At 64.7% G+C, this 13,417-nt stretch carries 15 protein-coding genes; 5 read left to right on the top strand and 10 right to left on the bottom strand.

Translation table 11 applies throughout. The features are described 5' to 3' along the window. Positions 1 to 10 precede the first annotated feature (10 nt). On the bottom strand, positions 11 to 634 hold the full coding sequence (gene pdxH / locus P8R33_RS13405; RefSeq protein WP_278329469.1) for a pyridoxamine 5'-phosphate oxidase: 624 nt from the start codon (positions 632 to 634) through the stop codon (positions 11 to 13). Positions 635 to 818: 184 nt separating this feature from the next. Between pdxH and P8R33_RS13400 the strand changes: the two genes are divergently transcribed. From P8R33_RS13400 to fabI, 3 genes are read left to right on the top strand one after another with little or no spacing between them, the layout of a single operon-like run. Further along, positions 819 to 1,778 carry a DnaJ C-terminal domain-containing protein gene (locus P8R33_RS13400; protein WP_278329468.1) on the top strand — a complete coding sequence of 320 codons (960 nt, stop codon included), beginning with the start codon at positions 819 to 821 and terminating at the stop codon, positions 1,776 to 1,778. A 4-nt stretch (positions 1,779 to 1,782) separates the two neighbouring features. After that, positions 1,783 to 2,802 carry a YihY/virulence factor BrkB family protein gene (locus P8R33_RS13395; RefSeq protein WP_278329467.1) on the top strand — a complete coding sequence of 340 codons (1,020 nt, stop codon included), beginning with the start codon at positions 1,783 to 1,785 and terminating at the stop codon, positions 2,800 to 2,802. Further along, complete coding sequence (gene fabI, locus P8R33_RS13390) at positions 2,799 to 3,608, top strand: enoyl-ACP reductase FabI (RefSeq protein ID WP_278329466.1); 810 nt, start codon at positions 2,799 to 2,801, stop codon at positions 3,606 to 3,608. The genes P8R33_RS13395 and fabI overlap by 4 nt, the downstream gene beginning before the upstream one ends. Positions 3,609 to 3,623: 15 nt before the next feature. On the opposite strand, the gene P8R33_RS13385 is transcribed toward fabI, so the two are convergent. From P8R33_RS13385 to P8R33_RS13350, 8 genes are all read right to left on the bottom strand, one after another. Further along, on the bottom strand, positions 3,624 to 4,247 hold the full coding sequence (locus P8R33_RS13385) for a hypothetical protein (protein WP_278329465.1): 624 nt from the start codon (positions 4,245 to 4,247) through the stop codon (positions 3,624 to 3,626). 88 nt (positions 4,248 to 4,335) lie between these two features. After that, positions 4,336 to 4,875, bottom strand: a complete 540-nt coding sequence (locus tag P8R33_RS13380) for a demethoxyubiquinone hydroxylase family protein (RefSeq protein ID WP_278329464.1) — start codon at positions 4,873 to 4,875, stop codon at positions 4,336 to 4,338. Then, positions 4,872 to 5,348, bottom strand: coding sequence for a disulfide bond formation protein B (locus P8R33_RS13375; RefSeq protein WP_278329463.1), 477 nt, complete (start codon positions 5,346 to 5,348; stop codon positions 4,872 to 4,874). The genes P8R33_RS13380 and P8R33_RS13375 overlap by 4 nt, the downstream gene beginning before the upstream one ends. 15 nt (positions 5,349 to 5,363) lie before the next feature. Next, complete coding sequence (locus tag P8R33_RS13370; RefSeq protein ID WP_278329462.1) at positions 5,364 to 6,704, bottom strand: S41 family peptidase; 1,341 nt, start codon at positions 6,702 to 6,704, stop codon at positions 5,364 to 5,366. Between the two features lie 101 nt (positions 6,705 to 6,805). After that, positions 6,806 to 8,026, bottom strand: coding sequence for a murein hydrolase activator EnvC family protein (locus P8R33_RS13365; RefSeq protein ID WP_278329461.1), 1,221 nt, complete (start codon positions 8,024 to 8,026; stop codon positions 6,806 to 6,808). 18 nt (positions 8,027 to 8,044) lie between these two features. Further along, positions 8,045 to 8,467, bottom strand: coding sequence for a 23S rRNA (pseudouridine(1915)-N(3))-methyltransferase RlmH (locus tag P8R33_RS13360; RefSeq protein ID WP_278329460.1), 423 nt, complete (start codon positions 8,465 to 8,467; stop codon positions 8,045 to 8,047). A 137-nt stretch (positions 8,468 to 8,604) separates the two neighbouring features. After that, positions 8,605 to 8,964 (bottom strand): ribosome silencing factor, encoded by a 360-nt coding sequence (gene rsfS / locus P8R33_RS13355; protein WP_278329570.1) that lies wholly within the window; start codon positions 8,962 to 8,964, stop codon positions 8,605 to 8,607. Positions 8,965 to 9,078: 114 nt separating this feature from the next. Continuing rightward, a complete protein-coding gene (locus P8R33_RS13350) occupies positions 9,079 to 9,741 on the bottom strand; it encodes a nicotinate-nucleotide adenylyltransferase (protein ID WP_278329459.1) in 663 nt (220 codons plus the stop codon). A gap of 253 nt (positions 9,742 to 9,994) precedes the next feature. Here P8R33_RS13350 and P8R33_RS13345 point away from each other — a divergent pair, with 253 nt between their 5' ends. Both P8R33_RS13345 and P8R33_RS13340 read left to right on the top strand, forming a co-directional pair. Beyond that, entirely contained in the window at positions 9,995 to 11,152 is a 1,158-nt protein-coding gene (locus tag P8R33_RS13345; RefSeq protein ID WP_278329458.1) for a M23 family metallopeptidase, read from the top strand. A 13-nt stretch (positions 11,153 to 11,165) separates the two neighbouring features. After that, entirely contained in the window at positions 11,166 to 11,558 is a 393-nt protein-coding gene (locus tag P8R33_RS13340; protein ID WP_278329457.1) for a bactofilin family protein, read from the top strand. A 104-nt stretch (positions 11,559 to 11,662) separates the two neighbouring features. Here the strand turns inward: P8R33_RS13340 and P8R33_RS13335 are convergent, their stop codons facing one another. Further along, positions 11,663 to 13,333: a long-chain-fatty-acid--CoA ligase gene (locus tag P8R33_RS13335; protein ID WP_278329456.1), complete on the bottom strand. Its 1,671-nt coding sequence runs from the start codon at positions 13,331 to 13,333 to the stop codon at positions 11,663 to 11,665. Positions 13,334 to 13,417 lie beyond the last annotated feature (84 nt).

Genomic DNA, 13,417 nt, shown 5'->3' with positions numbered 1-13,417 from the left:
CAATATTGCTTCATGGATAAAGCAGCGTGTCGTCCCACGCTTCCGTCGCGCTGCTCCGCGTGAACAGCCGCCGGTCGTGCAGACGATATTCGCGGTCCTGCCAGAATTCGATCCGGCGCGGACTCAGCCGGAAGCCGGTCCAGTGCGACGGGCGCGGGATATCGCCCTCGGGATAGCGTTCCTCCAGTGCGGCCACCCGGTCGAGATAGACTTGCCGGTCCGGCAAGGGGCGCGACTGGTCGCTGGCGGCCGAGCCGATCTGCGAGGGGCGGGGGCGGGAATGAAAATAGTCGTCGGCCTGTGCAGGATCGACCTCTTCCAGCGGGCCTTCGATGCGGATCTGGCGGCGCAAGCTCTTCCAGTGGAACAGCAGCGCAGCGCGCATGTTGGCGCGAATCTGCTCGCCCTTGCGGCTTTCGGCATTGGTATAGAAGACGAACCCGCCGCCCTCGCCCTGGTCGACGCCGCGCGCTTTCAGCAGCACCATCCGGACCGACGGCATCCCGTCGGCGGTGGCCGTGGCAAGCGCCATGGCGTTGGGATCGTTCGGCTCGCTCGCCTTGGCCTCGCCGAACCACACCTCGAACAGCGAAAAAGGATCCGCCTTGGGAATAGCACTTTCGTCGGTCTGCATCGGGCTGGTCCTAGGCAATGGGAGTCGGTTCAGGAGCAAAACGCATGCGCGCCCGTTTGGGGCAAAACAGGTTCGCATTATGGAGACAATCGCTGCGCATCGGCCATCCCCTAACCGCATCCGTCCGCGTGGGGAACCACTCGCGCTTGCGCGGAAGCGCTGTTGCACCTAGCTAACACGCTTGATGGCTACCAATTCCCGCGATCCCTATTCCACTCTCGGCGTCGCCCGCGGCGCGTCGGAGAAGGACATCAAGAGCGCCTATCGCAAGCTGGCGAAGGAGCTCCACCCCGACCGCAACAAGGACAATCCGCAGGCTTCTGAGCGGTTCAGCCAGGTCACGCAGGCTTACGATCTGTTGTCCGACAAGGACAAGCGCGCCCAGTTCGACCGCGGCGAGATCGATGCCGATGGCAACCCGGCCAATCCCTTCGCCGGTATGGGCGGGGGTGGCGGCTTCGGCGGCGGTGGCGGGCAGCGTGGCTATCGCGCCGAGGATTTCCAGGGATTCGGACAGGAAGCCGATCTCGGCGATATATTCGAAGGCCTGTTCGGCGGCGGCAGGGCGCGATCGTCCGGCATGGGCGGCGGACCTTTCGGCGGAGGTCGCCGTGCCCCGCCCCCCAAAGGATCGGACATCGGCTATCGCCTGCGCGTCCCCTTCGTCGAAGCGGCGACGCTGAAGGACCAGCGCATTACGCTGGCCGACGGCAAGACCATCGATCTCAAGCTGCCCAAGGGGGTCGAGAACGGCACCCAGATGCGCCTGAAGGGCAAAGGCGAGCAGGGACCGGGCGGTGCCGGCGACGGGCTCGTCACGATCGAGATCGACCGGCACAAGCTCTACAAGCGCGATGGCGACGATGTGCGCTTCGACCTGCCGATCACGCTCGACGAGGCGGTAAATGGCGGCAAAGTGCGCGTGCCCACGGTCGACGGCCCCGTGATGATGACGATCAAACCCGGCACGGACGGCGGCACGGTGCTGCGCCTGAAGGGCAAAGGCTTCACCAGGAAGAACGGAACCCGCGGCGACCAGCTCGTCACGCTGGAAATCCAGCTGCCCGGCGATCTCGCGGAGCTTGCCAAGCGGCTCGAAGGCTGGAAGGACGACAGCGACCCACGCAGCAAGCTCGGGGTGTAGCCGTTTGAGTGCAAACGATCTTCCAAGCGAGGAAGAGCGCGAAGTCCAGTCGCTGTCCCCCGAAGCACGCCGCCAGCACGCGGCGACCTTGCGCGGCCGCGTGGTCGAGCGGGTTGGGCCCGGGACGCGGGCCTGGGAAGTCGCCAAGCGCACGGCCGTCGGCACCTTCAACGACGGCTTTATTCACGCGGGCAACCTCGCCTATCTGGCGATGTTCTCGATCTTCCCGTTTTTCATTCTCGGGGCAGCGCTGTTCTCGCTGATCGGCGAGGAAAGCGACCGCGCCGCATCGATCAACGCCATCCTCGTGACCCTGCCGCCCAGTGTCGGCAACGTCATCGAGCCGGTCGCGCGCGACGTCATCAATTCGCGCAGCGGGTGGCTGCTGTGGGCCGGTGCCGCCGTGGCGCTGTGGACGGTCGGCAGCCTGATCGAGACGATCCGCGACATCCTGCGCCGCGCCTACGGCACCAAGCTGACCCACGCCTTCTGGAAATACCGGCTGTTCTCGTCGGGCGTAATTCTGGGCGCGGTACTGCTGTTGATGCTTTCCCTTATCGCGCAGATTGCGATCGGGGCGGCGCAGCAAGTGATCGAGGCCTATTTCCCCGACCTCGTCGACAGGGTCAGCGATTTGCGCCTTTCGCGCATCATTCCGGCACTGGGCCTGTTCGGTTCGCTTTATCTCATCTTCTACACGCTGACCCCGTCGCGGTACCGCGCGCGCCGCTATCCGAAATGGCCCGGCGTGCTGTTCACGACCGTCTGGTGGATCCTGGTGACGACCCTGCTACCCTTGGTGCTGCGCAGTTTCTTCACCTACAATCTCACCTACGGCAGCCTGGCCGGGATCATGATCGCGCTGTTCTTTTTCTGGCTTGTCGGCCTCGGCGTGGTTATCGGCGCGGAACTGAACGCGGCGCTCGCGGAGACGCCGGAAGAGGAAATGAACACCATCGGCCAGGCTGACGACCGGAGACGGGCGGAACTGGCGAAGGAAGCGGAAGAAGAGGGCACGGCATGAGCGGATTGATGCAGGGCAAACGCGGGCTGATCATGGGCCTTGCCAACGACAAGTCGCTGGCCTGGGGCATTGCCAAGAAGCTCGCCGAGCACGGCGCGGAGCTTGCGTTTTCCTATCAGGGCGAGGCGCTGAAAAAGCGCGTCGGCCCGCTTGCCGAGCAGCTCGGCAGCGACTTCGTATTCGAATGCGACGTATCCGACATGGAAGCGCTCGACCGGGCGTTCGACACACTGAAATCGCGCTGGGACACGATCGATTTCGTCGTCCACGCCATCGGCTTTTCCGACAAGAGCGAGCTGCGCGGCAAATACGTCGACACCAGCCTCGACAATTTCCTGATGACGATGAATATCTCCGCCTATTCCCTGGTGGCGGTGACCAAGCGGGCCGCGGAGATGATGCCGGACGGTGGCTCGATCGTCACGCTGACCTATTACGGCGCGGAAAAGGTCATACCGCATTACAATGTCATGGGTGTCGCCAAGGCGGCGCTCGAGACCAGCGTGCAGTATCTTGCCAATGACCTTGGCCCGCAGAATATTCGCGTGAATGCGATCAGTGCTGGGCCCGTCAAGACGCTGGCGGCGAGCGGGATCGGCGATTTCCGTTATATCTTGAAGTGGAACGAGCTGAACTCGCCGCTACGGCGCAATATCACGATCGAGGATGTCGGCGGATCGGGCCTCTATTTCCTGTCCGACCTGTCATCGGGCGTGACCGGCGAGACTCACCATGTCGACGCCGGTTATCACGTCGTCGGCATGAAACAGGAAGACGCGCCGGATATCGCCCTCGACAAGGGCTGAACCAAAAATGCGCGCTCAGCCTTCGGGCGGGCGCGCCAGGTCTTCGACTTCGCGGTCGCCGTCCGTCTCGATCACGGGATCGGGCGTTTCGGTAGCCTCGCCCGGTGCGACACCGGCGCGTTCGCGTTCGAGCCGTTCCATGTATTCGCGCTCGATCATCTCGACCCGCTCCTGCTCGGCAGCGGCTTCGGCATCGATGCCCTCGAGCCGTTCGGCCCGCGCTTCGGCGACGAGCTGGCCGAAGCGGACTTCGGAGGAATTTTCCCGATCCGCGTAAGCCTCGCGGATAAGTTCCTGGGTGCAACCGGTGAAGCCGCCCGCGCCGGTCGGCGAGCAGGACATGATGCCCGATGCGCCGACATATTCGAGCTGTTCGACCCGCTCGGCCCACGCCTGATTCGCCGGATCGTCGGAGAAGCGCAGGCGCTCGGGGATCCGATAGCGCTCGTTTTCATCCTTGCGTGCGCAGACGACGATGACATCGCCTGTGCTTTCCGGGCATTGGTCGTCGCCGTAGACGATGACCATGTTGTAGCTGTCGTCGCCGGTCTCGACCGGGGTCTGCGCCGCAACGGGCGCGGCCACGATGGCGGCGGCAAGAGCGGCTGCGGAAGCGATCGGGGTAAGCAGTCTGGTCATCATGGCCTCTCGGAACGTGTGTGGCGCACATAGGGCGCGCGCGCCGGTGAACTGTCTATGAAGCGCGCGAAACGCCTGCGATGTTCCCTCAGATGCGCTGCGAAATGCCGATCGCGGCGCGGCAGCCTGCACGGATGACTGCGGAGAGCACCGGATAGGCCGGTGCGCGCTCGGCCCCTGCGGCCAGCGCGGCGTCACGGTGTTCGCGTTCGTCTTCGCGGAATTCCTCGATCATGGCGGCGAGCTCCGGATCTTCGCCGGTTTCCATCAGCCGGTCGAGCTGGCGTGAATAGTGATCGTCGATCTCGGTCTCGACTGCGGCGGTGCAGGCCATAGCGGCTTCGGGCCCGATCAGCGCGGTCACGGCGCCCAGCGCGAAACCGGCGCGATCCCAGAACGGCTGCAAAATGGTAGGTCGTACGCCGCGGCGCGCCATCAGTTCATCGAACTTCTCGCGGTGTCCGGCTTCCTGCTCGGCCATGCCGGCTATCTCTGCGGAGTCGGGGCCACGGTCGCCCATCACGGCGAGCTGGCCGGCGTAGATACGCGTCGCGCCGAATTCTCCGGCCTGATCGACACGAATCATGCGGGCGATGTGGTCGGGGACCTTTTTCGAGATTGGAGTCATACGCGGCGATCCTTTGCCAGCAGGGCGAGAATGGCAATGCCGGCTGCAGTAGAGATGAGGAAGTTGTAGCCCGCCAGGCTGATCCCGAACAGCGTCCAGGCCGGTTCGTCGCAGCGCGTCAGCGGAGCATTCATGATATCGTCGAGCGCGCTTCCGCCCCCGCTCGTGACCGTGGCCGCACAGGAGGTGATCCCCTCCCACCAACCGTATTCGACACCGGCATGGAACAGCCCGATCCCGCCGGAGACGAGGATGGCGATCGCCGCGAGGCCGGTCCAGAACCGCTGCGGCGGAGCGAGGAACGCCAGCAGAGCGAGCCCGACCGCAGCGAAATGCGGCCAGCGCTGCCACCAGCACATTTCGCACGGGTACAGGCCAAAGCCGTATTGGGAGACGTAGGCTCCGCCCAGCAGCAGCGCCGGGACCGCAATGGCCAGCACGCGGGCCAGCCGCGATGATGGAGACAGGCTCATACCCAGTCGTTTAGCCTAGTTGGCGCGGCGGGCAACCGTGTTCGGCGAGGTGCGGCGAAGCGTCTCCAGCGCATAATGCAGCTGGAAATCCTCGATCCCCTGCTCTTCGAGTTCCTCGGCGGTCAGCTGAAACCGCGGATCGTCGCGCTGGTCGCGCTCCATCGCCTCGTCAGCAAGTCCCGCTTCGTTGACCAGATGGCCGCGCAAGTCCGACTCGCGCACGGTGAAGCGCGATTTCTTCGCCAGGTCCGGGTCCGACAACTGCGGCACGGCGATGTCCGGCTTGATGCCGCCTTCCTGCACCGAGTGACCTGACGGCGTGTAGTAGCGCGCCGTCGTCAGCTTAAGCGCGGCATCGCGGCCGAGCGGGAGGAGCGATTGCACGCTGCCCTTGCCGAAGCTGCGCTGGCCCATGACGATCGCGCGGCGATGGTCCTTCAGCGCCCCGGCGACGATTTCCGAGGCCGAAGCCGAACCTTCGTCGATCAGCACGATGATCGGTACGTCCTGCGCGATGTCGCCGCGGAATACCGTTTCGGCGTCGTAATAGATATTCTCGCCCCGCGCACGGCCGCGCTGCGAAACGATGCGCCCTTCGGTGAGGAAGAGATCGGACAGCGCCACCGCCTCGTCGAGGCTTCCGCCCGGGTTGGAGCGCAGATCGAGGACCAGCCCGTTGAGGCGTCCTGAGGCCTGGCTCTGCAAATCCTCCCACGCCGCGAAGACATCGCTGCCCACGTCACGCGAGAACTCGTTGATCATGATATGGCCGATATTGCCGCTTTCGAGCTCCCATGTGACGGGCTCGAGCTCGATCACGCCGCGCGTCACAGTCACATCGAACGGCTCGTCACGGCCGGGGCGGAACACGGTCAGCCCGATCGACGTGCCTTCCGGCCCGCGCATCTGCGCCACCGCCTCGTCGAGGCTGCCGCCGACGATCAGCTTGCCGTCAAGATGCGTGATGAAATCACCCGCCTTCAGACCGGCCTTGTCGGCGGGGCTACCGCGGAAAGGCGAGATGATCTTGACCGCGCCATCTTCCATCACGACCGACAGGCCGAGGCCGGAATAATTGCCGTCGATCATGGTCTCGAGCCGCTGGAGATCGCTGCCGTCGAGATAGCCCGAATGCGGATCGAGCGAGGTCAGCATTCCGTCGATCATGCCGCGCATGAGCTTGTCGTCATCGACCTGGTCGACGTAGCTCGCCTTGATGCGTTGATAGACCGCCATGACCTTGGCGAACTCCGGACCCGCCCGGCCTTCGACCTGCGCCATGCTCGCCGTGGTCGCGGGGATCAGCGCGACGGCGGTCACGAGGGCGGCAGAACGTAGCAGGGCGGCGATTGTCATCGGCGGAGTATCTCCAATTGTCGGTGGCGGCTTATCGCAGCCCCGCTTAATACCACATGAGCGGGCGATTGCAGAATAGTGAAGCCGAAATCGACGGAAGCCTATTGCAGATAGTCGAGCGGGTTCACCGGTTCGCCGTCGCGGCGCAGCTCCAGCGAAACGCCCTGCGACCCAGATGCGGCGAGGCCGAGCGCCGTCCCCGCCGTTACATCCTGACCGACATCCACGTCCAGAGATCCCAGTCCGGTCACCAGGCTGGTCCAGCCATTGGCATGCTCGACGATCGCGATCCGCCCGTACCCGCGATAGGGACCGGCGAATACGACCCGGCCTGCCCCGGGAGCTACGACTTGTGCCTTTGGCCGGGTCACGAGAACGATGCCTGATTCGCGCGGACCACCCTCGCCGCTTTCTCCGAACCCGCGTGCAACACGCCCAGCGACGGGCAGTATATAACGTGCGGGCGGCGCGGTGGCGCTTGCTCTCGGTGAAGGTGTGGCGGACAAGCTGGCCTGCGAAGGATTTGGGGGGCGGATGATCGGACCGGGCAAGGCCGCCAGTTCGCTACGCAGCGATCCGGCTTCTTCGAGCTGTCCGACGAGAGTATCCAAATCGCGGGCCTGCTCGGCGAGGACGAGCGCGCGCTGCGCCTCGCGGTCGGCGCCGCCGGAAGCCTGTTGTGCTACCAGACGCTCGCGCTGGGCGGCCGCGACCAGTTCGGTGCGGCGTGCGGCAAGCTCCGCCTCGCTCTGCCGGCGGTCGACCAGCGCAGCGCGCGCTTCGGCTTCGAGAGCCCGGGCGCGATCCAGTTCCGACCGCAGCGCTGCAGTCCGTTTGCGCACTTGCGGGATCGTGCTGTCAAGGACCGCGCGCGTATGTACCAGGTCACGCAACGAACCCGGTTGCAGGGCCGAGAGCGTCAACGGTCTCCGCGACATGCTCTGCAATGCACCGGTCAACCGGATGAGAGGTTCGCGGCGCTCCGCCAGACGGGAGTCGAGCGCGCGACGTTGCCGGATGGCAATGGCGTGACGCGCTTCTGCTGCAGTGATCGCAGCTTCGGCCTGCTGGACGCGTGCCGCCAGTGCGGCGGCCTCGGCGGCCTTCTTTTCCGCCGCCTCGCTCGAGCGGGCCGCCTGCTGCTCCAGCCGTTCTCCACGCGCCCTGGCATTGCGCTGCTGCTGCCGCGCGGCATCGAGCGCTTCGCGCGCTTCGCCCGCCGTGCGGAACTCGGTCGTCGATTGCGCGCCGAGTGGCTCCAGTGAGAGAGCCGCCACGCCGAGTGCGAGTAAGGCGACCAAGGGAAGCGCAGGCCGGATCATGGCGTCAGTCCTGCACCATCAGCCGCTTCGATGATAGGGGTGGCCGGCAAGGATGGTGGTCGCGCGATAAAGTTGCTCGGCCAGCATGGCGCGCGCAAGAAGATGCGGCCAGGTAGCGCTGCCGAAGGCGAGGAGCAGATCCGCGCCGCGCCGCTCCTCCTCCGAATGCCCATCAGCTGCACCGAGGACGAAGCGACATTCGCGCATCCCGTCGTCGCGCCACCGCCCGAGAATGGCAGCGAAGTCCTCGGACAACAGGTCCTTGCCGCGTTCGTCGAGCAGCACGGTCTTGAACGGCGCTTGCGGCTCGGGAATGCGCCCGCCGGTTTCGGGCAACTCGGTAAGCTTGAGCGGCCATGTCAGCCGCTTCTCATACCGCGCAACCAGCTCCGCCTCGGGCGACCGAGCAATCTTCCCGCGCGCGATGATGTGCAAAAGCAAGATGACCCTCCAACGCTCGCCCCTCCCAGAGCACCGAGCCGAAGGCGAGGCAAGGCCAAGCGGCCGCCCGCAGCGATGCGACCGTCAGGTCGCGTGAGCGAGGATAGCGCACCCGCGCAAGCAGGCGCGAAAAACAATTACGCCGTGCCGGCCACCGGCGGTGCGTCTCCGAAGGCCCACATCCGCTCCAGATTGTAGAAGCTGCGGACTTCCGGGCGGAAAAGGTGAACCACGACGTCACCGGCATCCAGCAGGACCCAGTCGGCCGCGGGCAGGCCTTCGAGTTTCACGGGGCCGAAACCGGCCTGCTTGATCTTCTCGGCCAGCTTCTGCGCGATCGAAGCGACCTGCCGGGTCGAGCGGCCCGACGCGATGATCATGTGATCGGCGATCGAACTCTTGCCTTCGAGAGGAATGGAAACGACGTCCTGCGCCTGGTCGTCGTCGAGCTGCGCGAGCACGAGGTCGAGCAGCGGATCGGTGTCAGCCTTGGTCATCGGGATCACCTTGGCCTGCCCGGTCTGCGCCGGGTCGGTGTGCGCCTGTGTCATAGGCGGATGCAGTACTCCTGGATCGAGGGGCGTAGAAGGACATGAGAGAAACAACGCGCATCATGGCGCACGGGTTTCCTCCCGCGCCGATATGATCCGGTGTGTCAGCTGGTCCCGCACGGGTAGCCCGGTGAAGCGAGCGGCCCAATCGGGATCGCCGCGGCGGATGGCCGTGGCCGATCTGGGATCGGGATCGAAACGCAAAGTCACCAGTGCCGGTGCACTCCAAGCGCCCCCATTGGTAAGGCTGGACAGCGGCACGCGGAAGCGCCTCAGCCAGGCCATCGCGGGGCTTGCGACGACGGCATCGGTATAGCCGGGACGCGCAATGACTGCAATCGGCATAGTGCGCGCTATCCTGCGCCAGTCGCGCCAGCGGTGGAACTGGGCAAGATTGTCGGAGCCCATGAGCCAGACGAATTGCTTCTTCGGGTAGCGCCGGGCGAGCGCTGCCAGCGTATCGACGGTATAGCGGGTGCCAAGCTGCCGCTCGATCGCGGTCACCCGGATCGGCGCGTGGCGTGCCTGGGCGATGGCGGAGCCAACCCGTGCCGGAAGGGGTGCCATGCCCTTGCGCGGCTTGAGCGGATTGCCGGGCGAAACCAGCCACCAGACCTCGTCGAGCTTCAGCGCGTCGCGGGCAAACAGCGAAATCCTACGATGGCCGCCGTGCGCCGGATTGAAGCTACCACCGAGCAGTCCGATTCGCCGATTCCCACCCAAAGAGAAGCTCCCGCGATAATTGTCGTTTTTATACAAAGCTTTGCACAAAGCCGGACCGGTGCGCTGCAAGCCACTGGTAAACAAGCACTTAATCTTTCGTTCCCGGATCGCGCAGCAAAATTCCGCGGCGACGAAACGACTCATCGCACCAAGGCTTCGACTCGTAGATTAATCGGGAACTCGATTAGATTTGGTCGGGAACCGCTGGTAATGATCTCACCCAGGGACGTAAGACCATAAGGGACGGGTCGTTTTGAACAACACAAAAGCCTCCACCGGCTGGGGGAGCCGCTTGCGTAGCTGGTTCCCGGATCGCGAATTTTTCATGCGATCGGAAGGCCAGGTTCGCTTCATCACCATTTCATCGCGGGTGCAGATGACCGCCGCGGCCATTGCCGTGGCGGTCCTCACGATCTGGGCCGTGTCGATGGCGATCGCCGGCTGGACGCAGTATCGCGCGACCGCCGATCGCCTCTCACTGCTCGACCGCGAAGCCAAGGTCGCCACGGCAACCGAACGCGTGAACGCCTATCGCGGCAATCTCGACGCGGTCACCAGCGATCTCGTCAAGCGGCAGGAATTCATCGAGGACATGGTCGCCTCGCTGCCCGAAGACGTGAAGTCTGTCGAAAACGTGTCCGATTCCACGACCGAAGCGGCAGCCACGGTCGAAAAGGTCAGCGCATCGATCCCCGAAGCCGCCGAACTCGCTCGCATCGAAGCCCGCCAGCTGGCCTTCGTCGAAGGCCTGACCCGCTATGCCGACTGGCGCGCGAAGAAGGCGGCATCGGCCCTCAAGCAGCTCGGCCTCAATCCCGACAGCATGATCCGCAGCGCCGATCGCAGCGCGATGGGTGGTCCGCTGGAAAAGCTTGCCACCTCCGCCGACGGCACCATCGATCCGCGCTTCGAGCGCCTTGGCCTCTCGATTGCCCGCATGTCCGCGCTCGAGAACGGCCTCGCCGGCGTCCCCCAAGTCGCTCCGGCATCGGTCGACATGGTCACTTCGAGCTATGGCTATCGCCGCGACCCGTTCACCGGTGCCGCCGCCATGCACAGCGGCCTCGATTTCCGCGGCCCCCGCGGCGAGCCGATCTATGCCGCCGCCGCCGGTCGCGTGAGCTACGTTGGCTGGAAGTCTGGTTACGGCAAGACCTTGGAGATTACCCATGGCAACGGCCTGATGACCCGCTACGCCCACATGTCCGCCTTCCGTGCGAAGGTCGGCGAGCGGGTGGAGCCCGGCCAGACCATTGGCGCCATCGGCAGCACCGGTCGCTCGACCGGTCCGCACCTCCATTTCGAGGTCCGCATCAACAATCGCGCGGTGAACCCGCGCACCTTCCTGGAGACCGCCCCCCATGTTCTCGAAGAAATCCGACGAGCTCCCCAGCTCGCCCGCGCCGACTAACGGGGGACGCAGCATGGCCAGCAAGAACAACTCGACCTTCTCGGTCCTGGGATCGGACCTGTCGATCAAGGGCGACATCAAGGCCTCGGCCGACCTGCACATCGACGGCTCAGTCGAAGGCGACATCGCCTGCGACAGCCTCGTCCAGGGCGAAACCAGCAAGGTCACCGGCGCGATCACGGCGGAAACCGCCCGGCTCGCCGGCACGGTGACCGGATCGATCACGGCGCGAGAACTGGTGATCCTCAAGACCGCCAAGATCGACGGCGACGTGTTTTACGACGCGCTGACGATCGAGCAGGGCGCGCAGGTCGAAGGCCGCTTCGCCCATCGCGACGCGCAGAAGGCGTCGCAGCCCGCCGCCACGCCGCAGGGCAGCAAGCCGGAGCTTTCGGTCGCCAACTGATTTTTCCGTTTGGAGGGGATGAGGGCCGTCCGCGCAACGACGCCGGCGGCCTTCTTCTTGCGCGGCCTCAGCCGAAAACTTCGGCGCAGGTTCTTATTGCCGCCTCAGCCAAAAACTTCGGCGCGCAGGGCCTTGCGATCGAGCTTGCCGATCATCGTCTTGGGCAATTCCTCGCGCACAACCACGCTTTCGACGCGTTCGTGCTTGCCGACACGAGCATTCATCCATTCCGCCAGCTGGTCGCCACTAGCATCCGCATCCGCGTTCAGCGTCACATAGGCGCGCGGGCGTTCGCCGAGATAATCATCGGGCACACCGATCACGAGCGCTTCCTTCACGGCGTCGTTTTCCAGCAGTACATCCTCGACCTGGCTGGGGAAGACCTTGAAGCCGCCGACAGAGATCATGTCCTTGATCCGGTCGACGATCTCGAGGAAGCCATCGCTGTCGAGCGTCGCAACATCGCCGGTACGCAGCCATTGCTTGCCGTGATGTTCGACGAAGACATCCTTCGCAGCCTCGGGCCGTTTCCAGTAACCCTGCATGATCTGCGGGCCATGGAGCGCCAGTTCGCCCGGTTCGCCCTCCGACGCCAGCACCGTGGGATCCTCCTTGTCGAGCAGCAGCACCTCGGTGCCCATGACGACCTGGCCGATCGTGCCGAGCTTGCGCTGGCCTTCATAGGGGTTGGCCGACACCACGCCCGAACTTTCGGTGAGGCCATAACCCTCGACCAGCCGGACGCCCGTCGCAGCCTCGAATTTCTCGCGAAGCGGTCCGGGAAGCGGCGCACCGCCGGAGATGCAGACCTTGAGGGTGGAGAGATCGGTTTTCGCTAGATCCCGATGATCGAGCAGCGCCTGGAACATCGTCGGCACGCCGGGGAAGCCGGTCGCGCCGTAGCGCTCGATCGTCTGCAGCACTTGCTTGGTCTCGAAGCGCGGCACCATGGCGATGGCTGCGCCGGTGAATACGGCATGGTTCAGCAGCGCGGTATTGGCGAAGACATGGAAGAACGGCAACGCGCCCATGAACACTTCGCTCGTCGGATCGCCGAACGGGTTGAGGCCGGCCGTCTGCTGGGCATTCACGCTGAGATTGGTGTGCGAGAGCATCGCGCCCTTGGGGACGCCAGTTGTACCGCCCGTATATTGTAGCAGCGCGATCGCCTGCGGCTCCACATGGGGCAAGTCCGCTTGCTGCGGCGCGCCGTCGATCAGCGTCGTCCAGTCGAGGACGTCTTCGCCGAATTTAACCGAAGCAATCTTGCCGCGGCCGAAAATTCGCAGCGCAATGCCCTTGAACTTCGGCAGCATCGCCGAAAGCTTGCTCACGACCAGCGTTTCGAGCGCCGAGCCACGCAGCACTTTCTCGGCCGTCGCATAGAGTTCGGGGACATCGACGGTCACGAGCAGCCGCGTGCCCGAATCCGCCACCTGCTGCGCCAGTTCGTCGACGGAGTAGAGCGGTGAGAAATTCACCACCACCGCACCCGCCATCATCGCGCCGTAGTAAGCGGAAACGTAGCTCGGCACATTGGGCAGGAACAGGCCGACCCGGTCCCCGGGCGCGATCCCCCGGGCCTGCAGAGCGCGAGCGAAGGCGTGCGCCTCGATGAAAAGCTCGTTGTAGCTGTAACTGCGGCCGAGAAAATGCAGAAGCGACGCATCGCCTCGTCGCTCGACCGTGCGCGCGAACATGTCGGGAAGAGCCATGGGCTCGAATTCGGTATCCCAAGGCAGGGGATGGAAATTCGGGAGCTTGCTTACATCCATGTCAGTTACATGCGGCATCCCGCCCTAAAGGCAAGTAAAAAGGGTAGAAGAAGCGGTCTGCCTCCCCTGCCCCAATTTAGGTTT

Source organism: Qipengyuania flavescens, from assembly GCF_029688735.1.
Taxonomy (GTDB): domain Bacteria; phylum Pseudomonadota; class Alphaproteobacteria; order Sphingomonadales; family Sphingomonadaceae; genus Qipengyuania.
The sequence above is the reverse complement of the archived record's forward strand: the minus strand, read 5'-3'. Positions and strand labels throughout refer to the sequence as shown.

Bases quoted from the DNA above. Each gene is read 5' to 3' on its own strand.
- pdxH (WP_278329469.1), bottom strand. From the start codon at position 634: ATGCAGACCGACGAAAGTGCTATTCCCAAGGCGGATCCTTTTTCGCTG.
- P8R33_RS13400 (WP_278329468.1), top strand. From the start codon at position 819: ATGGCTACCAATTCCCGCGATCCCTATTCCACTCTCGGCGTCGCCCGC.
- fabI (WP_278329466.1), top strand. From the start codon at position 2,799: ATGAGCGGATTGATGCAGGGCAAACGCGGGCTGATCATGGGCCTTGCC.
- P8R33_RS13385 (WP_278329465.1), bottom strand. From the start codon at position 4,247: ATGACCAGACTGCTTACCCCGATCGCTTCCGCAGCCGCTCTTGCCGCC.
- P8R33_RS13380 (WP_278329464.1), bottom strand. From the start codon at position 4,875: ATGACTCCAATCTCGAAAAAGGTCCCCGACCACATCGCCCGCATGATT.
- P8R33_RS13375 (WP_278329463.1), bottom strand. From the start codon at position 5,348: ATGAGCCTGTCTCCATCATCGCGGCTGGCCCGCGTGCTGGCCATTGCG.
- P8R33_RS13370 (WP_278329462.1), bottom strand. From the start codon at position 6,704: ATGACAATCGCCGCCCTGCTACGTTCTGCCGCCCTCGTGACCGCCGTC.
- P8R33_RS13365 (WP_278329461.1), bottom strand. From the start codon at position 8,026: ATGATCCGGCCTGCGCTTCCCTTGGTCGCCTTACTCGCACTCGGCGTG.
- rsfS (WP_278329570.1), bottom strand. From the start codon at position 8,964: ATGACCAAGGCTGACACCGATCCGCTGCTCGACCTCGTGCTCGCGCAG.
- P8R33_RS13340 (WP_278329457.1), top strand. From the start codon at position 11,166: ATGGCCAGCAAGAACAACTCGACCTTCTCGGTCCTGGGATCGGACCTG.
- P8R33_RS13335 (WP_278329456.1), bottom strand. From the start codon at position 13,333: ATGGATGTAAGCAAGCTCCCGAATTTCCATCCCCTGCCTTGGGATACC.